The 22707-nt window shown below is 72.1% G+C and carries 19 protein-coding genes; 10 read left to right on the top strand and 9 right to left on the bottom strand.

Annotated elements, in window-relative coordinates:
* The first annotated feature begins 2 nt into the window (after positions 1-2).
* Genes AC3WLB_RS14275 through AC3WLB_RS14285 form a run of 3 tightly spaced genes read left to right on the top strand, consistent with a single transcriptional unit; the run spans position 3 to position 3291 of the window.
* Positions 3-797: an SDR family NAD(P)-dependent oxidoreductase gene (locus tag AC3WLB_RS14275; RefSeq protein WP_492507041.1), complete on the top strand. Its 795-nt coding sequence runs from the start codon at positions 3-5 to the stop codon at positions 795-797.
* Positions 794-1546 (top strand): lysophospholipid acyltransferase family protein, encoded by a 753-nt coding sequence (locus AC3WLB_RS14280; RefSeq protein ID WP_083890454.1) that lies wholly within the window; start codon positions 794-796, stop codon positions 1544-1546. The genes AC3WLB_RS14275 and AC3WLB_RS14280 overlap by 4 nt, the downstream gene beginning before the upstream one ends.
* Positions 1543-3291, top strand: a complete 1749-nt coding sequence (locus AC3WLB_RS14285; protein ID WP_492507044.1) for an FAD-binding oxidoreductase — start codon at positions 1543-1545, stop codon at positions 3289-3291. The genes AC3WLB_RS14280 and AC3WLB_RS14285 overlap by 4 nt, the downstream gene beginning before the upstream one ends.
* Before the next feature lie 80 nt (positions 3292-3371).
* On the opposite strand, the gene AC3WLB_RS14290 is transcribed toward AC3WLB_RS14285, so the two are convergent.
* From AC3WLB_RS14290 to AC3WLB_RS14305, 4 genes are all read right to left on the bottom strand, one after another.
* Positions 3372-3941 carry a TetR/AcrR family transcriptional regulator gene (locus AC3WLB_RS14290; protein WP_492507046.1) on the bottom strand — a complete coding sequence of 190 codons (570 nt, stop codon included), beginning with the start codon at positions 3939-3941 and terminating at the stop codon, positions 3372-3374.
* A 239-nt stretch (positions 3942-4180) separates the two neighbouring features.
* Positions 4181-4822 carry a TetR/AcrR family transcriptional regulator gene (locus AC3WLB_RS14295; protein WP_492507048.1) on the bottom strand — a complete coding sequence of 214 codons (642 nt, stop codon included), beginning with the start codon at positions 4820-4822 and terminating at the stop codon, positions 4181-4183.
* 139 nt (positions 4823-4961) lie between these two features.
* On the bottom strand, positions 4962-7244 hold the full coding sequence (locus AC3WLB_RS14300) for a coiled-coil domain-containing protein (protein WP_492507050.1): 2283 nt from the start codon (positions 7242-7244) through the stop codon (positions 4962-4964).
* 69 nt (positions 7245-7313) lie between these two features.
* Complete coding sequence (locus AC3WLB_RS14305; protein ID WP_031283768.1) at positions 7314-7697, bottom strand: RNA-binding S4 domain-containing protein; 384 nt, start codon at positions 7695-7697, stop codon at positions 7314-7316.
* 127 nt (positions 7698-7824) lie between these two features.
* Here AC3WLB_RS14305 and AC3WLB_RS14310 point away from each other — a divergent pair, with 127 nt between their 5' ends.
* Positions 7825-10362, top strand: a complete 2538-nt coding sequence (locus AC3WLB_RS14310; RefSeq protein WP_492507052.1) for a DEAD/DEAH box helicase — start codon at positions 7825-7827, stop codon at positions 10360-10362.
* Between the two features lie 94 nt (positions 10363-10456).
* On the opposite strand, the gene AC3WLB_RS14315 is transcribed toward AC3WLB_RS14310, so the two are convergent.
* The 3 genes from AC3WLB_RS14315 to folP form a co-directional block, all read right to left on the bottom strand.
* Positions 10457-11155 (bottom strand): trimeric intracellular cation channel family protein, encoded by a 699-nt coding sequence (locus tag AC3WLB_RS14315; protein ID WP_492507054.1) that lies wholly within the window; start codon positions 11153-11155, stop codon positions 10457-10459.
* A 426-nt stretch (positions 11156-11581) separates the two neighbouring features.
* Positions 11582-12346 carry a pyrimidine reductase family protein gene (locus AC3WLB_RS14320; RefSeq protein ID WP_492507056.1) on the bottom strand — a complete coding sequence of 255 codons (765 nt, stop codon included), beginning with the start codon at positions 12344-12346 and terminating at the stop codon, positions 11582-11584.
* A 10-nt stretch (positions 12347-12356) separates the two neighbouring features.
* Positions 12357-13259 carry a dihydropteroate synthase gene (gene folP, locus AC3WLB_RS14325; RefSeq protein WP_492507058.1) on the bottom strand — a complete coding sequence of 301 codons (903 nt, stop codon included), beginning with the start codon at positions 13257-13259 and terminating at the stop codon, positions 12357-12359.
* Positions 13260-13311: 52 nt separating this feature from the next.
* On the opposite strand from folP, the gene AC3WLB_RS14330 reads away from it, so the two are divergent.
* The 3 genes from AC3WLB_RS14330 (at position 13312) to rox (ending at position 17345) form a co-directional block, all read left to right on the top strand.
* A complete protein-coding gene (locus tag AC3WLB_RS14330; protein ID WP_492507060.1) occupies positions 13312-14370 on the top strand; it encodes an NUDIX hydrolase in 1059 nt (352 codons plus the stop codon).
* A 250-nt stretch (positions 14371-14620) separates the two neighbouring features.
* Positions 14621-15688 (top strand): DNA-3-methyladenine glycosylase family protein, encoded by a 1068-nt coding sequence (locus AC3WLB_RS14335; protein ID WP_492507062.1) that lies wholly within the window; start codon positions 14621-14623, stop codon positions 15686-15688.
* Between the two features lie 229 nt (positions 15689-15917).
* The gene (rox, locus tag AC3WLB_RS14340; RefSeq protein WP_492507064.1) at positions 15918-17345 is read left to right on the top strand and encodes a rifampin monooxygenase; all 1428 of its coding nucleotides are present in this window, start codon (positions 15918-15920) and stop codon (positions 17343-17345) included.
* 7 nt (positions 17346-17352) lie between these two features.
* On the opposite strand, the gene AC3WLB_RS14345 is transcribed toward rox, so the two are convergent.
* Positions 17353-18531 (bottom strand): coiled-coil domain-containing protein, encoded by a 1179-nt coding sequence (locus AC3WLB_RS14345; RefSeq protein WP_492507066.1) that lies wholly within the window; start codon positions 18529-18531, stop codon positions 17353-17355.
* Positions 18532-18612: 81 nt separating this feature from the next.
* Here AC3WLB_RS14345 and AC3WLB_RS14350 point away from each other — a divergent pair, with 81 nt between their 5' ends.
* The 3 genes from AC3WLB_RS14350 to AC3WLB_RS14360 all read left to right on the top strand — a co-directional run bounded on the left by AC3WLB_RS14350 (position 18613) and on the right by AC3WLB_RS14360 (position 21184).
* Positions 18613-19110 carry a hypothetical protein gene (locus tag AC3WLB_RS14350; protein ID WP_022898065.1) on the top strand — a complete coding sequence of 166 codons (498 nt, stop codon included), beginning with the start codon at positions 18613-18615 and terminating at the stop codon, positions 19108-19110.
* A gap of 111 nt (positions 19111-19221) precedes the next feature.
* Positions 19222-19776, top strand: coding sequence for a YceI family protein (locus AC3WLB_RS14355; RefSeq protein ID WP_492507068.1), 555 nt, complete (start codon positions 19222-19224; stop codon positions 19774-19776).
* A gap of 169 nt (positions 19777-19945) precedes the next feature.
* A complete protein-coding gene (locus AC3WLB_RS14360; protein WP_492507070.1) occupies positions 19946-21184 on the top strand; it encodes a DUF4192 family protein in 1239 nt (412 codons plus the stop codon).
* A 116-nt stretch (positions 21185-21300) separates the two neighbouring features.
* On the opposite strand, the gene AC3WLB_RS14365 is transcribed toward AC3WLB_RS14360, so the two are convergent.
* Positions 21301-22707, bottom strand: coding sequence for an NAD(P)/FAD-dependent oxidoreductase (locus tag AC3WLB_RS14365; protein WP_492507072.1), 1407 nt, complete (start codon positions 22705-22707; stop codon positions 21301-21303).

Below are 22707 nucleotides of genomic sequence, written 5' to 3' on the forward strand. Positions count from 1 at the left end.
AGATGGCGACGGCTCTGGTGACCGGTGGCACATCCGGGATCGGTGCCGCATTCGCTCGAGCGCTCTCCCTGCGGGGCTACGACCTCGTGCTGGTCGCTCGCGACGAATCCCGGCTCCAGGCGATGGCCGACGAACTCGGCCGCGACGGTGCGACGCGCGTCGAGACCATCTCGGCCGACCTCGCGGTGCGCGCCGACATCGACCGGGTCGCCGAGCGCCTGGAGAGCACCGACGACCCCATCGACTTCCTCGTCAACAACGCCGGGTTCGGCATCCACGGGTCTCTGCTCGAGCGCGACGTGAGCGTGCAGGAGCGGGCGCTGACCGTGATGTGCCTCGCCGTGCTCATCCTCGGCGGCGCGGCCGGCCGTGCGATGACGGCGCGGCACAAGGGCACCATCCTCAACGTCTCGAGCGTCGCGGGCACCATCGCCACCGGCAACTACTCGGCGGTCAAGGCTTGGACGACGGCGTACACCGAGTCGCTGGCCGTGGAGTTGAAGAAGACGAACGTGCAGGTGAGCGCCGTGCTGCCCGGCTGGGTGCGCACCGAGTTCCACGAGCGGGCGGGTATCCGCACTCGCTCGATCCCCGATTTTCTCTGGCTCGACGCCGACGACCTCGTCGAGGAGTGCCTCCGCGACGTGGCGCGCGGCAAGGTGCTCTCGGTGCCGTCGGGCCGGTTCAAGTTCCTTCTCTTCTTCACCCGCCACCTGCCCCGGCGCATCATCCGCTGGGTCTCGGGCAAGATCTCTTCGAGCCGAAACAAGCCGACGGAAGCGACGGTGACGCAATGACGGACAGGCATCCGCACCTCATCCGTGCCCCCAAAGACCGCTTCACCTCCGGTGTCATGGCGGGGTTCCGCTTCGTGGCCCAGCGCATGGTGCTGAAGCCCGTGGTGTGGTCGATCACGCGCGTGAGCGTGCGCGGGCACGACGCCGTGAAGGGGGTGCAGGGCGCGTTCATCGCGGTGGCGAACCATTCCAGCCACCTGGATGCGCCGCTCATCATGTGCGCGCTGCCGCGCCGGCTCGGCCGGTACCTCGCGGCGGGAGCCGCGGCCGACTACTTCTTCGACATCTGGTGGCGGCGCATCCTCACCGCGCTGTTCTTCAACGCGTTCCCGATCGACCGCAGCGGCACCGCGGCGAAGCCCGGCGTCTCGAAGCGGTTGCTCAACCGTGGGGTGCCGCTCTTGGTGTTCCCGGAGGGCACCCGCTCGAAGACCGGCGAGATGGCAGGGTTCAAGCCCGGCGCCGCGGCGCTGTCGATGTCGTGCGACGTGCCGCTCGTGCCCGTGGCCATCGTCGGGGCGAGCCTCGCGATGCCGCGCGGGCGCAACTGGCCCATCCCCGGGCGGCCGCCGGTGGCCGTCGTCTTCGGCCAGCCCATGCTCGCGCTGCCCGGCGAGACCGCCGATCAGTTCTCCTCCCGCATCGAACGTGAGGTGCGGCGACTGCACTCCACCGGGGCCGGCACCGCTGCCATCCCCGCGCTGCCGACCGCCGCCGACACCCGCACCACCCAGAAAGGCGCAGCATGACCGACGTGAAGCACATGAAGTGGTGGGGCTGGGGCGTCGAGGGCGTCGGCTTCCACTTCGAGGACAAGCCCGAGTTCGTGCCGTTCGTGCAGAAGGCCGTGGCGCTCGACGTGCGCACGCCTCCCGTGCCGCCGCTCGACTTCGATCAGCTCACCGTCGCCCCGCCCCGGCTCTCGCCGTCGTTCGAGACCACGCTGGTCGCGATCGTGGGGGAGGAGAACGCCCACACCGACGACCTCGCCCGCGTGGTGCACACCTACGGCAAGTCCATCCGCGACCTGTTGCGCATCCGTCGCAACGAGATCGCCCGCGTGCCCGACATCGTGGTCTACCCGGCCGACGAGTGGGACGTGCAGCAGATCGTCGACGCCGCCGTCGCCGAGGGCGCCGTCATCATCCCGTTCGGTGGCGGCAGCAACATCGCCGGCAGCCTCGAGCCGTTGCCCGACGAGACGCGCACCATCGTCTCGCTCGACCTCGGCCGGCTGAACCGTGTGCTCGAGATCGACGAGGGCTCGGGGCTGGCGCGCATCCAGGCCGGCGCCCAGGGCCCCGACATCGAGGAGCAGCTCGGGGCGAAGGGCTGGACGCTCGGACACTTCCCCGACAGCTTCACCCACTCCACCCTCGGCGGCTGGGTCGCCACCCGGTCGTCGGGCATGCAGAGCGACAAGTACGGCGACATCGCCGACATCGCCCGCGGGCTCCGGATGGTGCGCCCCGGCACGATCGTGGAGCTGCGTCCCCTGCCGTCGACCTCGACCGGGCCGAGCGTGCGCGAGATGATCATCGGTTCGGAGGGGCGCCTCGGCGTCATCACCGAGGTCACCGTGCAGGTGCACCGCGTGCCCGAGGTGCGGGAGGTGCAGGCCTATTTCTTCCCGAACTGGAAGGCGGGGCTCGCCGCCATGCACGAGATCTCGGAGTCGGACGCATCGCCGTCGGTCACCCGGGTGTCGGATGCCCGTGAGTCCGGTTTCTCGCTGGCCACCCGCAAGGCGTCGAAGGGCGTCTCGGGTGCGGCTCAGGGCATCCTGATGTCGGTGCTGAAGCGTCGCGGCTGGAACCTCGAGGACATGTGCCTGTCGTTCATCGGCTACGAGGGTTCGGCCTCGCACGTGTCGTACGAGAAGAAGCTCGTCGGCGCGATCGTGAAGAAGCACGGCGGCATCGGCGTGGGCAAGGGCCCGGGCGCGCTCTACGACCAGAAGAAGTTCGACACGCCCTACCTCCGCGACTTCCTGCTCGACCGGGGCGCGGCGGCGGATGTGTCGGAGACGGCGGCGCCGTGGTCGAAGCTGCAGGAGGTGTACGACACGACGGTGGCGGCCGCGAACCGGGCGTACGACGCGCTCGGGGTGCACGGCTGGATCATGTGCCACCTCTCGCACTCCTACCACTCGGGTGCGTGCCTCTACTTCACGTTCGCGTTCGTGCACGGGGACGACCCGATCGCGCAGTACGAGGTGGTGAAGTACTCCATCCAGCAGGCGTTCCAGGATGCCGGTGGCACGCTCTCGCACCACCACGGCGTGGGTGTGGAGCACTCGCCGTGGATGGAGCAGGACATCTCGGCCGGCGGCGTCGCGCTCATGCAGGGCCTGTTCGACTCCGCCGACCCGGCGCACCTCTTCAACCCCGGCAAGGTGCTGGGCGTGCAGGTCTCGGCCGAGGACGTGGCGGACCTCGTGGCGCGCGCCCCGCGGGCCGCAGCCGCGCCCGCGGCGTCCCCCGCCGCCCCCTAGTCCCTTTTCCTCTTCGCGACCCGTCGATTTTGGCCCTTCCCGCCGGGTTTTAGGGCCAAAATCGACGGGTCGCGAAGAGGTCACTCGGGCGGGGTGAGGGCGGGCCAGAGCAGGGTGAGCAGGCGGTCGGCCCACTCCTCGTCGGGTTCGCCGCCGCGGATGACGTGGCCCACCGCCGAGCCCAGGAGCACGCTCACCACGAGCTTCACGTCGAGACCGGCGCGGAGGTCGCCGCGCGCCACCGCTTCGTCGAGGAACGCGACCAGCTGGTGGCTGCGCATCCGGATCATGTCGCGCAACTGAACGGTGAACGGCCCGTCGTCGTCGACGAGGATGGCGGCCACCGTGCCGCGCCCCACGATGTCCTGCACCCGGATGCGTGCCGCGCCGAGCAGCCAGTGCAGCGTGTCGTAGGTGGACATGCCGCTGGGGAGGGTGACCTCGGTGGTTGCGGCGTCGATCGCGGCGGTGAGCAGCGCCTCGCGGTCTTCGTACCGGCGGTAGATGGTGGTCTTCGCCACACCGGATGCGGCGGCCACCGCCTCGACGTTGACCCCCGCCGGCCCGCGGTCGCGGAGCAACTGCAGCGTAGCGGCAACGATGCGCGCGTCGGCCCCCGGCGGGTTCCCATCGACAGCATGGTCGCTCATGCGCCTAGCTTATCGGCGCCCCTGTTCCCGCCACTGACTCCCACAACCTGGCTAATGCCTCGACGCGGCACCCGCGTTCGCAAGCTGCGGGCCGTACTAAACGACCCAGGGTGAGGGTGTGGCCGAGGGGTGCGACCGAAGGCCGCGCCCCTCGACCGCGCCCGAACATGTCGCGCGGCGCCGGGCAAGGACCGGCGCCGCCCGGGCAGCCCGAGCGAAGCCCGGGCCGCCCGGCAGCACTACAGCCCGCGGTCGACCATGTCGAGCAGGCGCTCCGTGCTGTAGTCGATCATGCGGTCGTCGAGGCCGCGGAGGGGCCCGTCGATCACGAGCATCCCGAGGCCGTGCACCGCCGCCCAGGCGAGGAATTCGGCGTTCTCGCGCCGCTCCGGCGGGATCAGGCCGACGGTCACGAGTTCGTCGAGCGCCCCGCCCACCAGCTGGAACGGGGTCTGACCGTTACGGCCCGCCTTGGCCGGCGACGCGGCCTGCCGGAGGTCGTCGGGCACTGAGAAGGCGGTGCGGAACAGGCCCGGCTGCTCGCGCGCGAACGCGATGTAGCCGAGGCCGACGGCGCGCAGCCGCATCCGGGCATCCGCTTCGGTGTCGCCCGTGCGCGGATGCTCGTCGAGCGCCTGCTGGATGCGATCGGCTGCGAAGCCGAGACAGGTGTCCGAGACGGTGTGCAGCAGCGCCGCGCGGTCGGCGAAGTGGCGGTAGGCGGCGTTGGGGGAGACGCCGGCCCGGCGCGTGGCCTCGCGGAGCACGACCGCCCGGGGGCCGCCCTCGCGCGCCATCTCGACTCCGGCGGCGATCAGTGCGCCGCGCAGGTCGCCGTGCCGGTAGGTGGTGCGGGTCGGTGCCCCGGCGTCGTCGCTCATCCGAGCCTCCTGAGGGGAGGGACGACCGGGCCGGTGGCCCGGTCGAGGTGGCTGGGTGCGTGCTCGCTCGTCGGGCGTGCGTGCATCCGTGTGGACAGTGTACACATCCCCGGAAGGGTGCAGCTCACGACCCGCGCCCTCAGTCGGCCTCGCCCGCGATCGCGTTGAGCACGAGCACGGCGGAGTCGTTGGCGCCGATGGCGTACTCGTTCGTCTCGTCCTCGGCGCAGAGCTGACCGGTCGCGATCTCCTCGATCTCGTCGACGAGGGCCTTCGTGCTTCGGAGTTCGGCCTCGATCGTCGTGACCGAGAGGTTGCGGCTGGCCTGCAGCTCGGTGAGCGCGTCGCTCAGGCGCTCCCGGTCTTCGAGCGAGATGGCGGAGTCGGACAGCGCGCGATCGCGCTCGTCGGCGAGGATGCCGATCTCGGTGCGGGCGTCGCGCAACTCGTTCTCGAGCTCGGCCACCTTCGCGCGGGCCTCCGCGAGCTCGGCGGGCTCGGCGGCGGGTGTCGTCGCCGCGGCCACGGACCCGGCCGCGCGCTCGGCATCGGCACGGGCCGCGTCGGCCGCCGAGTTGGCAGCGGCGGCGGCTTCCGCAGCGGTGTCGGCGGCAGCCCGAGCCTCGCTGAGCTCCTGCTCCAGTTCGGCCACCCGGATGCGCGCCTCCTGCAGCGCCTCGGCGTCGGCCTCCGTGGGCGTCGCGTCGGCGAACACGGCGGCGCGGGCGGCGTCGCTCTCGTCTCGGGCCGTGGCGAGCTCGTTCTCCAGTGCGGTGATGCGGGCGCGGGCTTCGTCGAGCTCCGCCGCCGTCTGCGCGGCCTCCTCCTCGGCCGCTTCGCGGTCGGCGATCTCGGCCTCGAGCGCGGCGACCCGGGCTCGGGCGTCGTCGAGCTCTGCGGCGGTCTGCGACCCGGCGCCGTCGCGCTCGGCGGCCGCTGCCTCGAGTGCGGCGATCTCGGCCTCGAGGGCGGAGACGCGGGTGCGGGCATCCGCGAGTTCGGCCGCGGTCTGGGCGGCCTGGGCTTCGGTGCCTTCGCCCTCGGCGGCGAGACCCGCGAGGGTGGCGGCGTGCTCGGTGCGCAGCCGCTCGGCCTCCGCCTCGCTCGCGGCGCGGAGCTCGCCGGCCTCTGCGGCGTGCGCGGCCCGCAGCTCGTCGAGCTCGGCGCGCGCCGCCTCGAGTTCGGCCTGCAGGCTCTCCGCCCGCTCCTCGGCCTCCACCCGCATCCGCTCGATCTCGGCGGCGTGATCCGTGTGCAGCAGGTCGGCGGCGTTCGCCGCCTCGAGCCGCGTGTTCTCGGTCTCGCTGGCGTGCTGTGCGAGCACGGCGGCCGCTGCCGAATCGGCGTCCGCCCGCATCCGCTCGGCCTCGGCGGCCGCCTCGGCGCGCGTGCGCTCGAGCTCTGCGGCGAGCCCTTCCTGCTCCACCCGCGACTGTTCGGCGGCCACGGCGGCCTCCGCGCGCAGCCGCTCGGTCTCGGCGGCGTGCTCGGCCTCCAGGGCCGCCGCTGCAGCTGACGCTTCCGCCCGCAGTCGTTCCGTCTCGGCCGTGTGCTGTGCCGTGAGCTCGGCGAGCTCGGCCGCGTGCGCGGCCCGCAGCTGCTCGTCGTGCAGCCGCAGCTGCTCGGCCTCCGAGGCATGCCCGGCGCGCAACTCGGCGCTCTCGGTCTCGTGCGAGCGCTGCAGCTCGTCGAGCTGTGCGGTGTGCGCCGCGGTCAGCTGCGCGACCTGCTCCTCGTGCGAGCCGGTGAGCTGCGTGACCTGCGCGGTGTGTGCCGCGTGGAGCTCCTCGAGCTGGGTGGCGTGGGCGGCGAGCAGCCCGGCGATCTGCGCCTCGTAGCCGGCGGTCGAGGTCTGCTGCTCCTCGGTGAGCCGTGTGGTGGTAGCCGCGAGCTCGGCTTGCAGGCGGCCCGTCTCGTCGGCGAGCTGGGCGGCGTGCCGGTCGCTCTCGTCGGCGAGTTGCTGCTGCAGCGCGGTCGTGTCGTCGGCCAGCCGCTGCTGCAGCGCCGCCAGCTCGCTCTCCCGGGCGGCGAGCGAGGCCGCCGTCGCATCCAGTCGGGCCTGCGTGTCGTCGTACCGCGCCGTCATCTCGGCGAGCTGCGCCTGGGTGGCGGCGAGCTGGGTCTCGGCCTCGGTGCGCGCCGTGTCACGGGCCCGGCGGTCGTCGAACACGAGGCCGAGCTGCTCGCGGATGATCTCCAGCGGGTCATCCGTCTCCACCTCTTCGACCGGCACGACGACCGGCGGTTCGTAGGCCGGCCGCGCCGTGGGGTCGATGAAGTGGTGACGGTACAGCTCGTCGACGATCGCCTCGTAGCGCTGCCGGAACTCGGGGCTGCCGATCTGCAGCGAGGCGCCCACGAACTTCAGCGCGGTGCGGTCGCGCCCGGTGAGGGTGTATTCGGTCGTGGTGGCGTCAGACATGATGCTCCTACTGGCCTCGCGGGGGAAGGGATGGCGGCCGCAGCTCGTCGCGGATCGTCAGGAACAAGGTTAGTAGTCGTCCCTGACACCGCGCAGCCGCTCGATCTCCCGCCGATCGCGTTTGGTGGGCCGCCCCGCGCCGCGGTCGCGCACCGGCACGAAGGCGACGGATTCGCGGGGTGGCGGAGGCGGCGTGAGGTCGGTGAAGCACTCCGCGGCCACCGCGGCCGAACCGCGTTTCGAGGCGAGGGCACGCACGACGAGGATGCGGTCGAAGCCGCTGATCCGCGCCCGCACTTCGTCGCCCACCCGCACGTTCTGCGCCGCCTTCACCCGCTCGCCGTTGAGGCGCACGTGCCCGGCGCGGCAGGCAGTCGTGGCGAGCGAGCGCGTCTTGTACACGCGCACCGCCCAGAGCCAGCTGTCGACCCGAACCGAACCTTCCACGACCATGCGCACAGCCTGCCACACGCGCCTCCGCACTCCTCGCGACCCGTCGATTCTGGCCCTATTCCCGCGCGGGAAGGGCCAAAATCGGCGGGTCGCGAGGAGGGGAGTGGGCAGCACCTAGGCTGGACGGGTGCCGCCCACCGCCTCGTCCCGCCCCGCCATTCCGGTGCCCTACGACGCGGATGGCGCGTACGACGCCTTCGCGAGCTGGGCCGCCGACCGCGGCACCCCGCTCTACCCGGCGCAGGACGAGTCCGTCGTCGCGATCGTCTCGGGCGAGAACGTCATCCTCTCCACGCCGACCGGCACCGGCAAGTCGCTCGTGGCGGTCGCGGCGCACGCCGTGGCGTTGGCTCAGGGCATCCGCAGCTACTACACCGCCCCCATCAAGGCCCTGGTGTCCGAGAAGTTCTTCGACCTGGTCGAGATCTTCGGCGCCGAGAACGTGGGCATGGTCACCGGCGACTCGAGCGTGAACGCGGATGCGCCGATCATCTGCGCGACCGCCGAGATCCTCGCGAACCTCGCGTTGCGGCACGGCGAGGGCACCGAGGTGGGCCAGGTCGTGATGGACGAGTTCCACTTCTACGCCGACCCCGATCGCGGCTGGGCCTGGCAGGTCCCCATCCTGACGCTCCCCGGCGTGCAGTTCGTGCTGATGTCCGCCACCCTCGGCGAGGTGGACTGGCTGGCCGAAGACCTCTCTCGTCGCACCGGCCGCGAGACCACCGTCATCTCGGGCGTCGACCGCCCGGTGCCGCTGACCTACAGCTACGCCACCACGCCCATCCAGGAGACGGTCGAGGAGCTCCTCGCCACCCAGCGCGCACCGATCTACATCGTGCACTTCGCCCAGCTGGCGGCGATCGAGCGCGCGCAGGCGCTGTCGAGCATCCAGGTCGCCACGCGCGCGATGCGCGACGAGATCGCCGAGCTGATCGGGCCGTTCCGCTTCACGACCGCCTTCGGCAAGACGCTGTCGCGGCTGCTCCGGCTCGGCATCGGGGTGCACCATGCGGGCATGCTGCCGAAGTACCGGCGGCTGGTGGAGCGGCTCGCGCAGCGCGGCCTCCTCCGCGTCATCTGCGGCACCGATACGCTCGGCGTGGGCATCAACGTGCCGATCCGCACCGTGCTGCTGTCGGCGCTCACGAAATTCGACGGCACCCGGATGCGCCAGCTCACGGCGCGCGAGTTCCACCAGATCGCGGGGCGAGCCGGCCGGGCCGGCTTCGACACCGCCGGAACCGTGGTGGTGCAGGCGCCCGAGCACGAGACCGAGAACCTCAAGGCGCTCGCGAAGCTCGGCGACGACCCGAAGAAGCGCCGCAAGTTCATCCGCAAGAAGGCGCCCGAGGGCTTCGTCTCGTGGGGTGAACCGAGCTTCGAGAAGCTGATCGCCGCGCAGCCCGAGCGGCTCACCTCGCACCTCACCGTCACCCACGCCATGGTGCTCAACACCATCGCGCGCGGCGGTGACGTGTTCCAGGCCATGCGCGACCTGCTCGAGGACAACCACGAGCCCCGGCCCCGCCAGCGCGACCTCATCCGCCAGGCGCTCGCCATCTACCGCACCCTCCGCACCGCGGGGGTGGTGGAGGAGGTGACGGATGCGACGACCGGCCAGACCCTCATCCGCCTCACCGTCGACCTGCAGCCGAATTTCGCGCTCAACCAGCCGCTCTCGCCCTTCGCGCTCGCGGTCTACGACCTCCTCGACGAGGAGTCGCCCACCTTCGCGCTCGACGTCGTGTCGGTGACCGAGGCGATCCTCGACGACCCGCGTCCGGTGCTCTCGGCGCAGCAGTTCGTGGCGCGCGGCGAGGCGGTCGCGGCGATGAAGGCCGAGGGGCTCGACTACGACCAGCGGATGGACCTGCTCGAGGAGGTCACCTACCCGAAGCCCCTCGCGGGCCTGTTGGGCGAGGCGTTCGACACCTACCGGGCCTCGCAGCCCTGGATCGGCGACTTCGACATCTCGCCGAAGTCGGTCATCCGCGACATGTACGAGCGGGCGATGTCGTTCGGCGAGTACATCGCGTTCTACCGGCTCGCCCGCTCCGAGGGACTGGTGCTGCGCTACCTCTCGGATGCGTACCGCACCCTCCGCACCACCGTTCCCGACGAGTACAAGAACGACGACCTGCTCGACCTCATCGAGTGGCTCGGCGAGCTCGTGCGGCAGACCGACTCGAGCGTGCTCGACGAGTGGGAGGCGCTGGTCAACCCGTCGGCGGTGGCCGCCGCCGCGGCCCGTGAAGACAGCGAGGAGGCGATCGTGCCGCCGGCGCCGCGGTTGCTCACCTCGAACCCGCGGGCGTTCCGCATCCTGGTGCGCAACGAACTGTTCCGGCGGGTCACGCTCGCGGCCCGTGAGGCGTGGGCCGAGCTCGGCGAACTGGACGCTGCGGCCGGCTTCGACGCCGACCGCTGGGCCACGGCGATGGATCACTACTACGACGTGCACGACTCGGTGGGCATCGGGCCGCACGCGCGCAGCGCGGCCCTGCTCATCCTCACCGAAGGGCGCGACGTGTGGGAAGCGCGGCAGATCTTCGACGACCCGGCCGGCGACCACGACTGGGGCATCTCGGCGACCATCGACCTCGCCGCGTCGAACGAGGCCGGCGTCGCCGTGCTGCGCGTGACCGCCGTCGACCAGCTGTAGCGGGCGGCCGCGCGCCGGCGCCGCCGCATCGAGTCTCCAGTTCTTGACGGAATGCGGCAGGTGATTCCGACGACTTCTGGAGATTCGATGCGCCTCAGGCGACGGTGAGGTGCGGGAGCTGCCAGTCGAACGCGATGGCGAAGATGCGGAGGGTCGCGCACACGGCGAATCCGATCGTCATGGCGGCGGGCGGGCTGAGCCGCAGGCGCGCGGCGACGAGCACGGCGAGGGCGCCGGCGGCGGCCGCGGACGCGTAGACGCTCGAGGTGAGCACCGAGGGGATACCGCCGAGCAGCAGGTCGCGGGTCACGCCGCCGCCGACCGCCGTGAGCGTGCCGAGGATGACGACGACCCAGCCGTTGGAGCCGTGATCGAGTGCTTTCTCGGCGCCGGTGATGGCGAACAGGGCGAGGCCGAGGGCGTCGAGCACGGCGAAGAGATCGTCGGGTGCCGGCACGTCGCTCGCCACGACCGCGATCGCCGCGAGCGACCCGATGAGGGCGACCAGGATGCGCGAGGGCGACCGGAAGGCGAACGGCGGCGTGTCGCCGAGCAGCAGATCGCGCAGGATGCCGCCCACGAGCGACGACGCGCAGCCCACCACCGCGATGCCGAACAGGTCGAGCCCGGCTTCGCCCGCGAGCCTCGCCCCCTCGAACGCGAAGAGCAGCGTCGCGAGCAGATCGGCGACCGTGAAAGCCGTGACGCTCCGCGCGCTGTGCCGCGACCATCCCGTGCGCGCCGCGCGCGCCGTGCCCACGGCGGCGCCGGGGTCGCCCGCTGAGCTCGTCATGAGCCGAGGCTACGGCCCAACTCCGCCTCCGCCGCTGCGCGCCCCGGGCGTGCCGCGCACCGGCCGGCCGCCCGTCCGCCAGGCCGCCCGCGCACCCGCCCTCGCCGGTGCACCCGTCGGCGCACCGGCCGGCCGGGCGTTCGCCGGGCCGCCCGCGCACCCGCCCTCGCCGCTGCACCCGTCGGCGCACCCGCCGGCCGCGTGTTCGCCGGGCCGCCCATTCCCGTGCCCTCGCCGCTGCGCCCGCCGCCTCCGCCCAGCCGAGCGTGCGTCGCCGCTATTCAGGCGATCCGCCCGAGTTCAGGCCCGCAGAACCTGAATACGGGCGGATGCGCCGCTTACCCCTGGATGCGGGCCTCGCGCCGGCGCAGCCGCCCGGCCGCAGCGCGGCTGCGCCCGGCGCCACCGGCACGACCGCAGCGCCGGTCAGGCGCGCGACCAGCGGGAGAGGAGCATGCTGCCGCTCCGCAGCAGCAGCGCGAGGTCGAGGTCGCGGGGCACCACGACGCCGTCCGCCCGCGGGGAGCGCGCGATGCGCGGCCCCGCCCCGCCTTCGAGCACCGGGCTGAGGGTGAGGCACAGCTCGTCGACGAGGTCGCTCGCGATGAGGTCGCCGAAGAAGGTGGGGCCGCCCTCGCAGAGCACCTGAAGCAATCCGCGCGCCGTGAGCTCGTCGCGCACCCGCGCCGCGTCGACCCGGGCGTCGTCGGGGCCGCTCGCCTCGATGAGGGTGGCGACGCGGGCGAGGCGGTCCCGCGCATCCGTCGGTGCCGACCGCGCGGTGAACACGAGCGGCGGGGTGGGCGCCTTCGTGAAGAGGTCGCCCGCCGGATCGAGATCGAGGCGCGCACTCACGAGCGCCATCGCCGGATGCGGGGCGAGGCCCGCTGCCTGCCGCCAGGCCACGTCGTCCGGCCCCACCGTCAGCGCGCCGTACCCTTCGGCGCGCGCCGTGCCGGCGCCCACCAGCACCACGTCGGCCACCGCGCGCAGCAGGTCGAAGACGATCTTGTCGGCCGGTTGCCCGAGCCCGCCGGAACGACCCTCGAGGGTGGCCGACCCGTCGACGCTCTGGATGAAGTTCACCCGCACCCGCGGTTCGCTGCGGTCGCCGGGCGCGTAGCGCGCAAGCAGCGCCGCCCGGTCGAGGGGCCCACCCGGCTCGGGGAAGAGTTCGACGATCTCGGTCATGCCACCCGCTTCATACGTTGTGCACCGCCCACACCGGTTGCCGGAACCCGAGCACGGCCTCGAGCATCCGCATCGCCGCCACCGAGGCGCGCACGTCGTGCATGCGCACGATCCGCGCCCCGAACAGCACGCTCGCGGTCGCCGCCACGAGAGACCCCTCGAGGCGGTCGCGCTTCTCGGCGCCGATGCTCTCGCCCACGAAGTCCTTGTTCGACACGGCGGCGAGCGTGGGGATGCCGATCTCGGCGATCTCGGCCATCCGACGCGTCAGCTCCAGGCTCTGCACCGTGTTCTTGTTGAGGTCGTGCCCGGGGTCGACGAACAACCGGTCGGGGCGCACCCCCGCTGCCACGGCGCGCTCGACGCGGTCCTCGAGGAAAGCCCGCACCTCCGCCGCGACGTCGTCGTACTGCGGGTGGGGGTACGGCGTTCGGGGCGCAGCAAGGCTGTGCGTGATGACGAGCGAGGCTCCGGATGCCGCCACCACCCCCGCGAGGTCGGGGTCGCTGAGCCCGGTGGTGTCGTTCACGACATGCGCGCCCGCGGCGATGCAGGCCTCAGCGACGGATGCCCGGAAGGTGTCGACCGAGATCACCACGTCGCTCCGCGCCGCCAACGCCGCCACCACCGGCAGCACCCGATCGAGCTCCTCCTGCGCGGGGATCTCGGGCCCGGGTGCGAACTTCGCGCCGCCGATGTCGACCCAGTCGGCCCCGGCCTCGGCCGCGGCGAGGGCCGCGTCGACGGCGCGATCGAGGGCGAAGGTCGCGCCCTGGTCGTAGAAGGAGTCGGGGGTGCGGTTGACGATCGCCATCACCGCGATCTGCCGGTCGAAGTCGAACTGCCGGGAGCCGAGCTGCCGTCGCGGATGGGCCAGGGGCGGGAGGTAGGGCGTTCCCGGTGCGGCGTGCATGCCTCCATCATGGCCGTTCGGGGTGGGCGGCAGGCCGTGAGAAGCTGGGAGCATGTCCGAACTGCCGCCCCGCCTCACGCCGCGCGACAGCGGCGACGCCTGGGTGGAGGGGCCCGACGGGCGCCGGTTCTGGGGCCGTTACGGTGCAGCGGGGCTGCTCGTGCACGACCCGGCCGCGGGCATCCTGCTGCAGCATCGGGCCGAGTGGAGTCACTTCGGCGGCACCTGGGGGTTGCCCGGCGGCGCTCGGCACGAGGGGGAGTCGGCGGTGGCTGGGGCCATCCGCGAGGCCGGTGAAGAGGCCGGAGTGCCGGCGGATGCGCTTGCCATCGCCTTCACCTCGGTGCTCGATCTCGGCTTCTGGTCGTACGAGACCGTGGTCGCGCGGGCGGCGCGCCCGTTCGATCCCCGAATCGGCGACGCCGAGAGCCTCGAGCTGCGGTGGGTGCCGGTCGAAGAGGTCTCGGCGCTGCCGCTGCACCCCGGCTTCGGCGCCTCTTGGCCGCGGTTGCGGGAACGGTTGGGGGAGCACATCCGGGTGGTGGTCGACGCGGCGAACGTGGTGGGGTCGCGGCCCGACGGCTGGTGGAAGGATCGCGCCGGGGCGGCCGCGCGGCTGATCGGGCGCGTGGAGGCGCTCGCCGACCACGGCGTCGACGCGGGCGACTTCGGCCTGGGTCCGGGGCGGGTGTGGCCGGCGGTGTCGGTGGTGCTGGAGGGCGCGGCGCGGGCGGGGGCAGAGCCCGGTGCCGGGTCCGCGGTCGGTGCCGGCGCCGGTGGAACGCGGGTTAGCGACCAGAAGACGGCGGAAGCGGCGCAGGCGGCCGCCGATCGCGTCGGCGCGGCAGCGGTGCGGATCGTGCATGCGTCCGCGTCGGGAGACGACGAGATCGTGGCCGAGGTGGAGCGGGTGCGGGGGGCGGGGCCTGCGGAGCGGGAGCCGACTGCGCGTGCGTCCGATGGGAAGGCGGAAGCCGAACCGTTGCGCCTGACGGTGGTCGTGACGGCCGACCGAGAGCTCAGCCGGCGCGTGTCGGCTCTCGGCGCCGAGGTGCGCGGCCCGCGCTGGCTGCTCGACCAGCTCGACGCGGCCGACGCTCGGCGCGGCTGACGCTCGGCGCGGCGGCTACGGCTTCCCGGCGGTGCGGTCCGCGGTGCTTGCTCGGCGCGGCTGACGCGGCCGATGCGCGGCGCGGCTCACCCACGGCGTGCCCGGTGCGGCTCCCGGCGCGCGGTGGTTGCTCGACGCGGCCGACGCGCGGCAGGGCTGACCCACGGCGCGGCGGGGCAGCGGCCGGCCGGGCGGCGCGCGGATGGCGGATGCGGTGATGTCCGCGGCCTGACGTAGTCTGCTGTGCGACATGACGATCACGCGCGAGCAGCCCCCGGGGACGCACGAGGACGACCCGGGTGCGCGTGCGCTGGGGGTGTCGGCCGCCGTGGCCGGCGCTGCGCGATTGGCGACACAGCGAGACGTGCCGGCATCCGCCCGACCGCCGCACGCGGGTGACCGACATCTCGAGTTGATCTACGCGCCCAGGGTCCCCGTCGACTTCCGTGCCACGCTGGCCCCGCTGCGCCGGGGCCCCGGCGACCCCTGTGTGCGCTTCGACGACACCGGCACCGCCCTCTGGATCGCGTTGCGCACCCCGACGGGCACGGCGAGTCTGCACGTCTCGGGCACCCGCGACGGGGTGCGGGTGCGCGCGTGGGGGAGTGGCGCATCCGCCGCGCTCGAGACGGTGCCCGAGCTGCTCGGCCACGGCGACGACTGGAGCTCGCTCGACGCATCCGGCCACGAGCTCCTCGCCACCGCACTGCACCGCAACCCCGGCCTCCGGCTTACCAGAACCGGTCGTGTGCTCGACTCGCTCGCCCCCGCCATCTTCGAGCAGAAGGTCACCTCCACTGAGGCGTTCCGCGCCTGGCGGGTGCTCGTCACCGCGCACGGCGAGCGGCCACCGGGCCCGGTGCCGCCGCAGCTGAGGGTGCCGCTGACGCCGGAGCAGTGGCGCCGCATCCCATCATGGGAGTGGCATCGCGCCGGCGTCGACCCGCGGCGGTCGCGCACCGTGATCGCCGCCGCGACGGTGGCCGCCGGCCTCGAACGCACCCTCGTGCACGAGCGTGGCGGAGCCGAGGTGCAGCGCCTGCTGCGCACGGTGACGGGAGTCGGCGTGTGGACGGCGGCCGAGACGGCGCAGCGCTCGCATGGCGACCCGGATGCGGTGAGCTTCGGCGACTACCACCTCGCCGCCCAGATCGGCTGGGCCCTCGTCGGCGAACCGATCGACGACGACGCGCTCGCCGAGCTGCTCGAACCCTGGGCCGGGCAGCGGCAGCGGATCGTGCGGCTCGTCTACGCGAGCGGCTTCCGGGCACCGCGCCACGGTCCGCGCATGACGATTCAGGACCACCGCTGGCACTAGCCGCTCGACGACGGTGGGCCGTAGCCGGCCGGCGCCCGACGCCAAACCGCCGGAGCCGCGCGGGTCGCGATGGTCGCATGTCATCGGACACCCACGCTTCCGGCGCATTTCCAGGATAACGCTGCCCCCGCCCCTTGCCGCAAGCACCCCCCTCTGCGGCAGAATGGCTGGCCGCGCCACCGAGCGCGACACGAAGCCGCGCCACCAGGGCGGCAGAACAGGGGGACGGATGCACGACGTGATCATCAGCGGAGGCGGCCCGACGGGCATGATGCTGGCCGCCGAACTACGCCTGCACGGAATCGACGTGCTGGTGCTCGAGCGTGACGCGACGCCGAGCCGAGCGGTCCGTTCGCTCGGCCTGCACGCGCGGAGCATCGAGATCCTCGACCAGCGGGGCCTGCTCGAACGCTTCCTCGCGCACGGTCAGCAGTACCCCGGGGTGGGGCGCTTCGCGGGCATCGAGGCACCTCGTCCGCCGCAGCTCGACACGGCGCACGGCTACCTACTCGGCATCCCGCAGCCGGTCACCGATCGCCTGCTGACGGAGCGGGCCGAGGAGCTCGGCGCCGAGATCCGTCGCGGTGCTGAGCTCACGAGCTTCGAGCAGGACGACGAGGGGGTCTCGGTCGAGCTGGCCGACGGCACGAGCATCCGCTCACGCTGGCTGGTCGGCTGCGACGGCGGCCGCAGCCGGGTGCGCCGGCTGCTCGACGTGGGGTTTCCCGGCGAGGCCGCCACGACGGAATGGCTCCTCGGCGAGGCGGAGGTCACGATGTCGGCCGACGAACTCGCCCGGGTGGCCGAGCAGGTGCGCGCGACGCATCGCGGCTTCGGCATCGGCCCGAGCGGCGACGGCCTCTACCGTGCCGTCGTGCCTGCCGCGGCCGTGGCCGACGACCGCTCCGTACCGCCGACCCTCGACGAGTTCCGCGAGCGGCTGCGTGCCGTCGCGGGCACCGACTTCGGCGTGCACAATCCGCGGTCGATCACCCGCTTCACCGATGCCACGCGACTCGCCGAGCGCTACCGGGTCGGCCGGGTGCTGCTCGCGGGCGACGCGGCGCACGTGCATCCGCCGCTCGGGGGCCAGGGACTGAACCTCGGCATCCAGGACGCGTTCAACCTGGGCTGGAAGCTCGCCGCCGAGATCGCCGGCTGGGCCCCACCCTCGCTCCTCGACAGCTACTTCACCGAGCGCCATCCCGTCGCCGAGGAGGTGCTCACCATCACGCGGGCGCAGAGTGTGCTCATCTCACCGGAACCCGGGGCGCAGGCCGTGCGCCGATTGCTGACCGAACTCGTCGCGATCGACGACGTGAACCGTTTTCTGGCCGAGCGGATGGCCGGCACCGCCATCCGCTACGACGTCGGGCTTCCCGCCGGGCCGGAGCTGCTCGGGCGGCGGCTGCGCGACATCCGTCTCTCGACGGGTCGTCTCTACGAGCGGATGCACGCCGGCCGCGGCCTCCTCCTCGACCAGACGGGTGCCCTCACGGTGAAGGGCTGGGCGGATCGCGTCGATCTCGTCGTCGACGTGAGTCCCGAACTCGACGAAGCGGCCGTACTGCTGCGCCCCGACGGTCACGTGGTGTGGGCGGGAACCGATCAGACCGAGTTCGAGGCGGCCTTGACCCGGTGGTTCGGCACGGTGTGAGCGCCGGCTAGTACCAGTGCGGGTTGCGGGCCGTCCACTGCGAGAGCGCCTCGCAGGGGTTGCCGTACCGGCCGGCGATGTAGTTCATTCCCCAGATGATCTGGGTGGCCGCGTTGGTGAGGTAGTCGTCGGCCACCGACGCCATCTTGTTGGCGGGCAGGGACTGCGGGATGCCGTAGGCACCGCTCGACTCGTTGAGCGCGTTGGCGCGCCAGCCCGATTCGCCGATCCACAGGCGCACCAGGCAGTTGAACTGCGCGTCGCCCCACCCGTACGAGCCCATGATGCTCGCGGCGTACGCCTGCGCCTCGGCGGGCGACATGATCGAGCCGTCGCCCGGCACCCACGCACTGCCGGGGTCGCCGCTCTCCAGCGCGGCAGCCGCCGCGGCGGCCCGATCGGCGGCGATCTGCTCGTCGCGCTTCCGAGCGCCGGCTTCGAGCTCGGCGGTGGTGCCTTTCAACGAAGCGAGTTGCGCGTCGAGTTGCCCTTGCACGCTCTGTTGCTGGGTGAGTTCGGCCGTCGCCTGGTCCTGCGCCTGCTGCGCCGCAAGGAGCCGGTCGTTCGCTTCTTGGGCGAGTCGCTCGCGGTCTGCCTTGGCGACATCCGCTTGCTTGGTGAGTGCATCGGCGGTGTTCTGTGCGGCGACGGCGGCATCCCGGATGCCCGCGGTCTGCTCGGTGAGCTTCGCCATCGTACCCAGCTGGTAGAGCAGGGAGTCCGCGTCGCTCTGGTTGAGGACGAGGTTCAGGTTGGAGTCGCCACCAGCGCGGTACAGCTGCGCCGCGATCAGGCCCGCCTGTGTCTTCGCCTCGCTCGCCTTCTGCGTGGCTGCCGTTGCCTGCCCGTCGAGGGCGTCGGCATACGTGGTCGCGGCTTGGAGGTCGTAGGAGGCCTGCAGATACTCCTGCCCACGCGCGAAGGCCTGCTGCTGCAGGTCGTTGACCCGGGTCTGCAGGTTGGCGACGTAGGCGGTGATCTTGTTCACCTCGTCCTGCTTGGTCTGCTCGTTCGCCTTCGCTGCCTCGACCTCAGGCCAGGTGGGGAGGTCGTCGTCGACGGTCAGGACACCGGCGGGCGCCGCGCCGACAGTCGATGGAGACGCGTTCGCGGTGACGGCGGGCGTCGCGACGAGCGCCACGAGGGCGACGACGACTGCCACGACCCGGACCGGCGGCTTCCACATGGCCTCCAGAGTATGTGACGGGAGTGAAAGAAGACATGAATCGCCCCGCGCGTCTCGCACCCGGCCCGCTACGATCGCGGCATGGACATCATCGCCGTCGAGGGTTGGCACGATTTCGCTGTGGCCTCGGCGGGTGCGGCCGGGGCGCTGGCCGGCCTCATCATCGTGGCGATGTCGGTGAACATCAAGGAGATCATCGCGGGCGCGGCACTACCGGCCCGCTCGGGCGCGACCATCGGTTCGGTGGTCGTGATCGTGGTCTCGTCGGTGGTGATCCTGGTGCCCGACCAGCTCGCGATCGCCCTCGGTCTCGAGCTCGTGCTGTTCGCGGTGGGTGGCCTCGGTCTCCAGGCGGTGGCCGTGCGGCGGATGTTCACGGCCGACGCCGGTGGTTCGCAGGCCTCGAAGGTGCTCGAGAGCATCCTCGGCATCGGTCAGTTGCTCCCCGTGCTCGTCGGCGGAGTCCTCGTCGCCGCGGGCGCGCCCGCTGGTCTCCTGTTCGTGGCCGCCGGTTTCGTGCTGATCTTCTGCGTCTCGATCCTCAACGCCTGGGTGCTGATGGTCGAGATCCTCCGCTGATTGTCCTGCCGAGTCGAACGAGTCGGGAATAATTCGCGGAGTCCATGCATTTGTATCGATGCGGGCCACCCTTCGCGCTCGACGACACCGATCCACGAAGAGAGAACATCCATGACTGACACCATCGAGATCCCCGGCTACAAGGTCGGCACCTGGACCGTTGACACTTCGCACAGCGAGGTGGGCTTCAGCGTTCGCCACATGCTCATCAGCAAGGTGCGCGGCAAGTTCGAGAAGTTCGACGCCACCTTCGTCACCGCCCCGAACCCGCTCGACACCACGGTCAGCGCCACTGCCGAGGTCGCCTCCGTCAACACGAACGACGAGAACCGTGACGGCCACCTCCGCACCAACGACTTCTTCGACGCCCCCACCCACCCGCAGCTCACTTTCGTCTCCACCGGCGTGCGCCAGGTGGGCGGCGACTACAAGGTCGACGGCGATCTCACGATCAAGGGCGTCACCAAGCCCGTCACCTTCGACTTCGAGTTCGGCGGCTTCGGCACCGACCCGTACGGCAACTACAAGGCCGGCTTCAGCGCGAAGACCGAGGTCGACCGCAACGACTTCGGCGTGAACTGGAACGCCGCCCTCGAGACCGGCGGCGTGCTCGTCGGCGACAAGGTCACCATCACCATCGAGGTTCAGGCGGTGCTGCAGCCGTAAGGCGAGCCGCCGCACAGCCGACGCCGCCGGGCGGGACACGTTCCCGCCCGGCGGCGTTCTGTGTGTCTGAGGTGTGACGGCAGTTGTCCACAACCCGGATGCTCGGCCCGTTGTCCACAGATCGGCCGCCCGCCGCCTGCGGGCGGCCGCACGCCGCGACACTGGGCGCATGACCTCAACCTCCGTCCCGCTCTTTCCCACGTCGGCGGTCTCGCCCGGCGCGGCTCCCACTGCGACCCTGCTCGAGATCGAATCCCTGCTGGGGTTCCGGCCGCAGGCGAGTCTCGCGCTGTACGTGCGACGACGACGGCGACCGCCCGCGGCACTCCGAGTCGACCTGCCGACGGATGCGCCGCCAGACCCGCAGGAGTTCGCCCGCGCGCTGACCGGGCTGCTGGCCCGCGTCACTGGCGCGACGTCGGCGGAGCTCGTCGTCTACGGGCGAGCGGATGACACCCGCGCGACCATCCTGAGCCGCAGCGCTCCATTGCTCCATGCTGCCCTGCAACGCCTCGGTGCCGCGGGCTTCGAGGTGCCCCGCCTCCTGCTCGTGGTGACCGATCACTGGGCACAGCCATCGCTCGACCTGCCTGCGCCAACCGGCTGGACAGCGGGCGAATGGCCCCCGCTGGCCGGTCACCGCGGCGGCCACCCGCTGCCGCCCGACTCCCGACGTCCGGCCGAGCTGACCTGGTCGCCCCTCCCGGGAGCGAAGCCGGCTGATTCGCCCACCTCCGCTCGGCGTCGGCCGGCCGGCACCGACCCGCACCACGGCGCGTTCGTGCCGGTCGCGCGCGCATCGGCACGACGGCGCGAGCGGGCGATGGCTGCGCTGTCGATGTTGACCCGGGTCCCTGGTTTGAGCGGGGGCGAGCGCGAACCGAGTGATGTCGCCGAACTGTTGCTGCACTGGAACGCGGTGTTCGCCGCCGTGTGCCGAGGAGCCGGTATGCCCGGTGGCGCCCCGTCCGGCGCGCTGCCGAGCGATGGGGTCGCCGTAGCCCTGCTGTGGTCGCTGCGGCATCGCGTCGTGCGGGATTGTGTCCTGATGACTCTGGCGTGGGGCGTGGATACCGGGATGGTCGCGCTGCAGGAGGCGACCGAACCCGGAGAAGCGACCATCGGGTCGGGGGCGGTATACGACACCTTTCTCGGAATGGGCGCGAAGGCCCCTGATCCCGATGCCATCCGGGGCGCCGTCGATCTGCTGCGGCACCTGGTGTCGTGCGGCCCCGACTCCCTGGCGGCGCCGGCCCTCACGATGCTGGGCTGGCTCGAGTGGGCCCGTGGCCGTGGTTCGGTTGCCGTCGCGTACCTGGAAGCCTGCCGTCGGGTCGACTCCGAGTACCGCCTCGCCCGCCTCCTGCGCGCCGCCATCCGCCACGGCTTCGTGCCGGAGTGGCTATGAGTGGCGCAACCGGCCGTGGCGCGAGCGACAGTGTCGCGCCCGACCGTGTCGCGACCGGCAGTGCCGCTTTGCGGAGTGCCGTGCCGTGCCGGGCCCCCTCGCGGCGTTCTGGCGGGTCAGTGGCCGGTGAGCGGGCCGAGCAGGCGGGCGGCCAGCGACCGGCGACCGGTGATCGATTCCTCGAGGTCGGCCGCGCCGGTGCCGACGAGGCCGAGGTTGGCGCCGACGAAGCGCAACGGCTCGGGCTCCCACTTGGGCGAGAGGTGATTCACCCACGGCAGTGCGGTGAGCTCGGTCGAGTGGCCGCCGATCAGGTCGGCGAGGGTGCGCCCGGCGAGGTTGGTGGTGCTCAGGCCATCGCCCACATAACCGCCCGCGAACGCGACGCCGGTGCGTGGGTTGAAGCTGGCGGTGGCGTGCCAGTCCCGCGGCACCCCGAGCGGGCCGCCCCAGCGGTGGGTCACACGCGCACCCCGGGCGGCCGGGAAGAGGTCACCGAGGGTGCGTTCGAGATGGTCGAAGACCCGCTGCACCCGATCGTGGCCGGGTTGGATGGAGCTGCCCCAGTGATAGCGCGCCCCGCGCCCACCGAAGGCGAAGCGGTCGTCGGCGGTGCGCTGACCGTAGACAAGCAGGTGACGGTAGTCGCTGAACGTCATCCCATGCTCGATGCCGATCTCGTCCCACACGTCCGCAGGCAGCGGCTCGGTGGCGATCATGAGCGAGTAGAGCGGCATGATCCGTCGGCCGACGCCCGGCAGATGCGCCCCGTAGGCCTCGGTGGCGATGACGAGAGCGTCGCACGAGATGAGACCTTCGCCGCCTCGGCCGCTGTAGAGCGCACGTCGTGGTGCCCATTCCACGATCTCGGTCTTCTCGGCGATCCGCACGCCCAGGCCTTCGACCACCTGCGCGAGTGCCCGCACGAGCTTCCCCGGGTGCACCCGTGCACAGGCGGGGTCGAAGGTCGCGGCGAGCGACGAGCTGGCACGCAACGACCGGGCTCGCGGGTCGTCGACCGAGCCGGCGGTCACGAGCTCCAGCCGGTCGACGCCGAAATCGCGGGCGGCGTCCACATCGGCCACGGCGGCAGCGCGTTGCACGGTGTCACGCGCGAAGACGATCGTTCCGCCCTTGCGGTAGTCGCAGTCCACCCCCTCCGTCTCGACCACGCGGCCCACCTCGTCGACCGTGTCGATCATCGCCTGCCGCATGGCGCGAGCCGCGTCGTCGCCGTAGCTGCGGCGGAGCGCTGCGGTCGACCGGGGAAACAGCGCAGAACACCAGCCGCCGTTACGGCCCGATGCGCCGAAGCCCACGACCTCCTTCTCGACCACGGTGATCGAGAGCGTGGGGTCGGCCTTCTTGAGGTAGTACGCCGTCCACAACCCGGTGAGTCCGCCGCCCACGATGCAGACCCCGGTCGAGAGGTCGCCCGAGAGCGGCGGGCGGGGGGTGAACTCGTCCTGGCCGGATTCGGCCAGGGAATCGAACCAGAACGATACGTCGCGGTAGTCGCGCAT

Source organism: Herbiconiux sp. FW305-C-125, assembly GCF_058783455.1.

Excerpts from the sequence above, each read along its gene's own strand:
- AC3WLB_RS14275 (WP_492507041.1), top strand. The coding sequence starts at position 3 with ATGGCGACGGCTCTGGTGACCGGTGGCACATCCGGGATCGGTGCCGCA.
- AC3WLB_RS14280 (WP_083890454.1), top strand. The coding sequence starts at position 794 with ATGACGGACAGGCATCCGCACCTCATCCGTGCCCCCAAAGACCGCTTC.
- AC3WLB_RS14285 (WP_492507044.1), top strand. The coding sequence starts at position 1,543 with ATGACCGACGTGAAGCACATGAAGTGGTGGGGCTGGGGCGTCGAGGGC.
- AC3WLB_RS14290 (WP_492507046.1), bottom strand. The coding sequence starts at position 3,941 with ATGAGCGACCATGCTGTCGATGGGAACCCGCCGGGGGCCGACGCGCGC.
- AC3WLB_RS14295 (WP_492507048.1), bottom strand. The coding sequence starts at position 4,822 with ATGAGCGACGACGCCGGGGCACCGACCCGCACCACCTACCGGCACGGC.
- AC3WLB_RS14300 (WP_492507050.1), bottom strand. The coding sequence starts at position 7,244 with ATGTCTGACGCCACCACGACCGAATACACCCTCACCGGGCGCGACCGC.
- AC3WLB_RS14305 (WP_031283768.1), bottom strand. The coding sequence starts at position 7,697 with ATGGTCGTGGAAGGTTCGGTTCGGGTCGACAGCTGGCTCTGGGCGGTG.
- AC3WLB_RS14315 (WP_492507054.1), bottom strand. The coding sequence starts at position 11,155 with ATGACGAGCTCAGCGGGCGACCCCGGCGCCGCCGTGGGCACGGCGCGC.
- AC3WLB_RS14320 (WP_492507056.1), bottom strand. The coding sequence starts at position 12,346 with ATGACCGAGATCGTCGAACTCTTCCCCGAGCCGGGTGGGCCCCTCGAC.
- folP (WP_492507058.1), bottom strand. The coding sequence starts at position 13,259 with ATGCACGCCGCACCGGGAACGCCCTACCTCCCGCCCCTGGCCCATCCG.
- AC3WLB_RS14330 (WP_492507060.1), top strand. The coding sequence starts at position 13,312 with ATGTCCGAACTGCCGCCCCGCCTCACGCCGCGCGACAGCGGCGACGCC.
- AC3WLB_RS14335 (WP_492507062.1), top strand. The coding sequence starts at position 14,621 with ATGACGATCACGCGCGAGCAGCCCCCGGGGACGCACGAGGACGACCCG.
- rox (WP_492507064.1), top strand. The coding sequence starts at position 15,918 with ATGCACGACGTGATCATCAGCGGAGGCGGCCCGACGGGCATGATGCTG.
- AC3WLB_RS14345 (WP_492507066.1), bottom strand. The coding sequence starts at position 18,531 with ATGTGGAAGCCGCCGGTCCGGGTCGTGGCAGTCGTCGTCGCCCTCGTG.
- AC3WLB_RS14350 (WP_022898065.1), top strand. The coding sequence starts at position 18,613 with ATGGACATCATCGCCGTCGAGGGTTGGCACGATTTCGCTGTGGCCTCG.
- AC3WLB_RS14355 (WP_492507068.1), top strand. The coding sequence starts at position 19,222 with ATGACTGACACCATCGAGATCCCCGGCTACAAGGTCGGCACCTGGACC.
- AC3WLB_RS14360 (WP_492507070.1), top strand. The coding sequence starts at position 19,946 with ATGACCTCAACCTCCGTCCCGCTCTTTCCCACGTCGGCGGTCTCGCCC.
- AC3WLB_RS14365 (WP_492507072.1), bottom strand. The coding sequence starts at position 22,707 with ATGCGCGACTACCGCGACGTATCGTTCTGGTTCGATTCCCTGGCCGAA.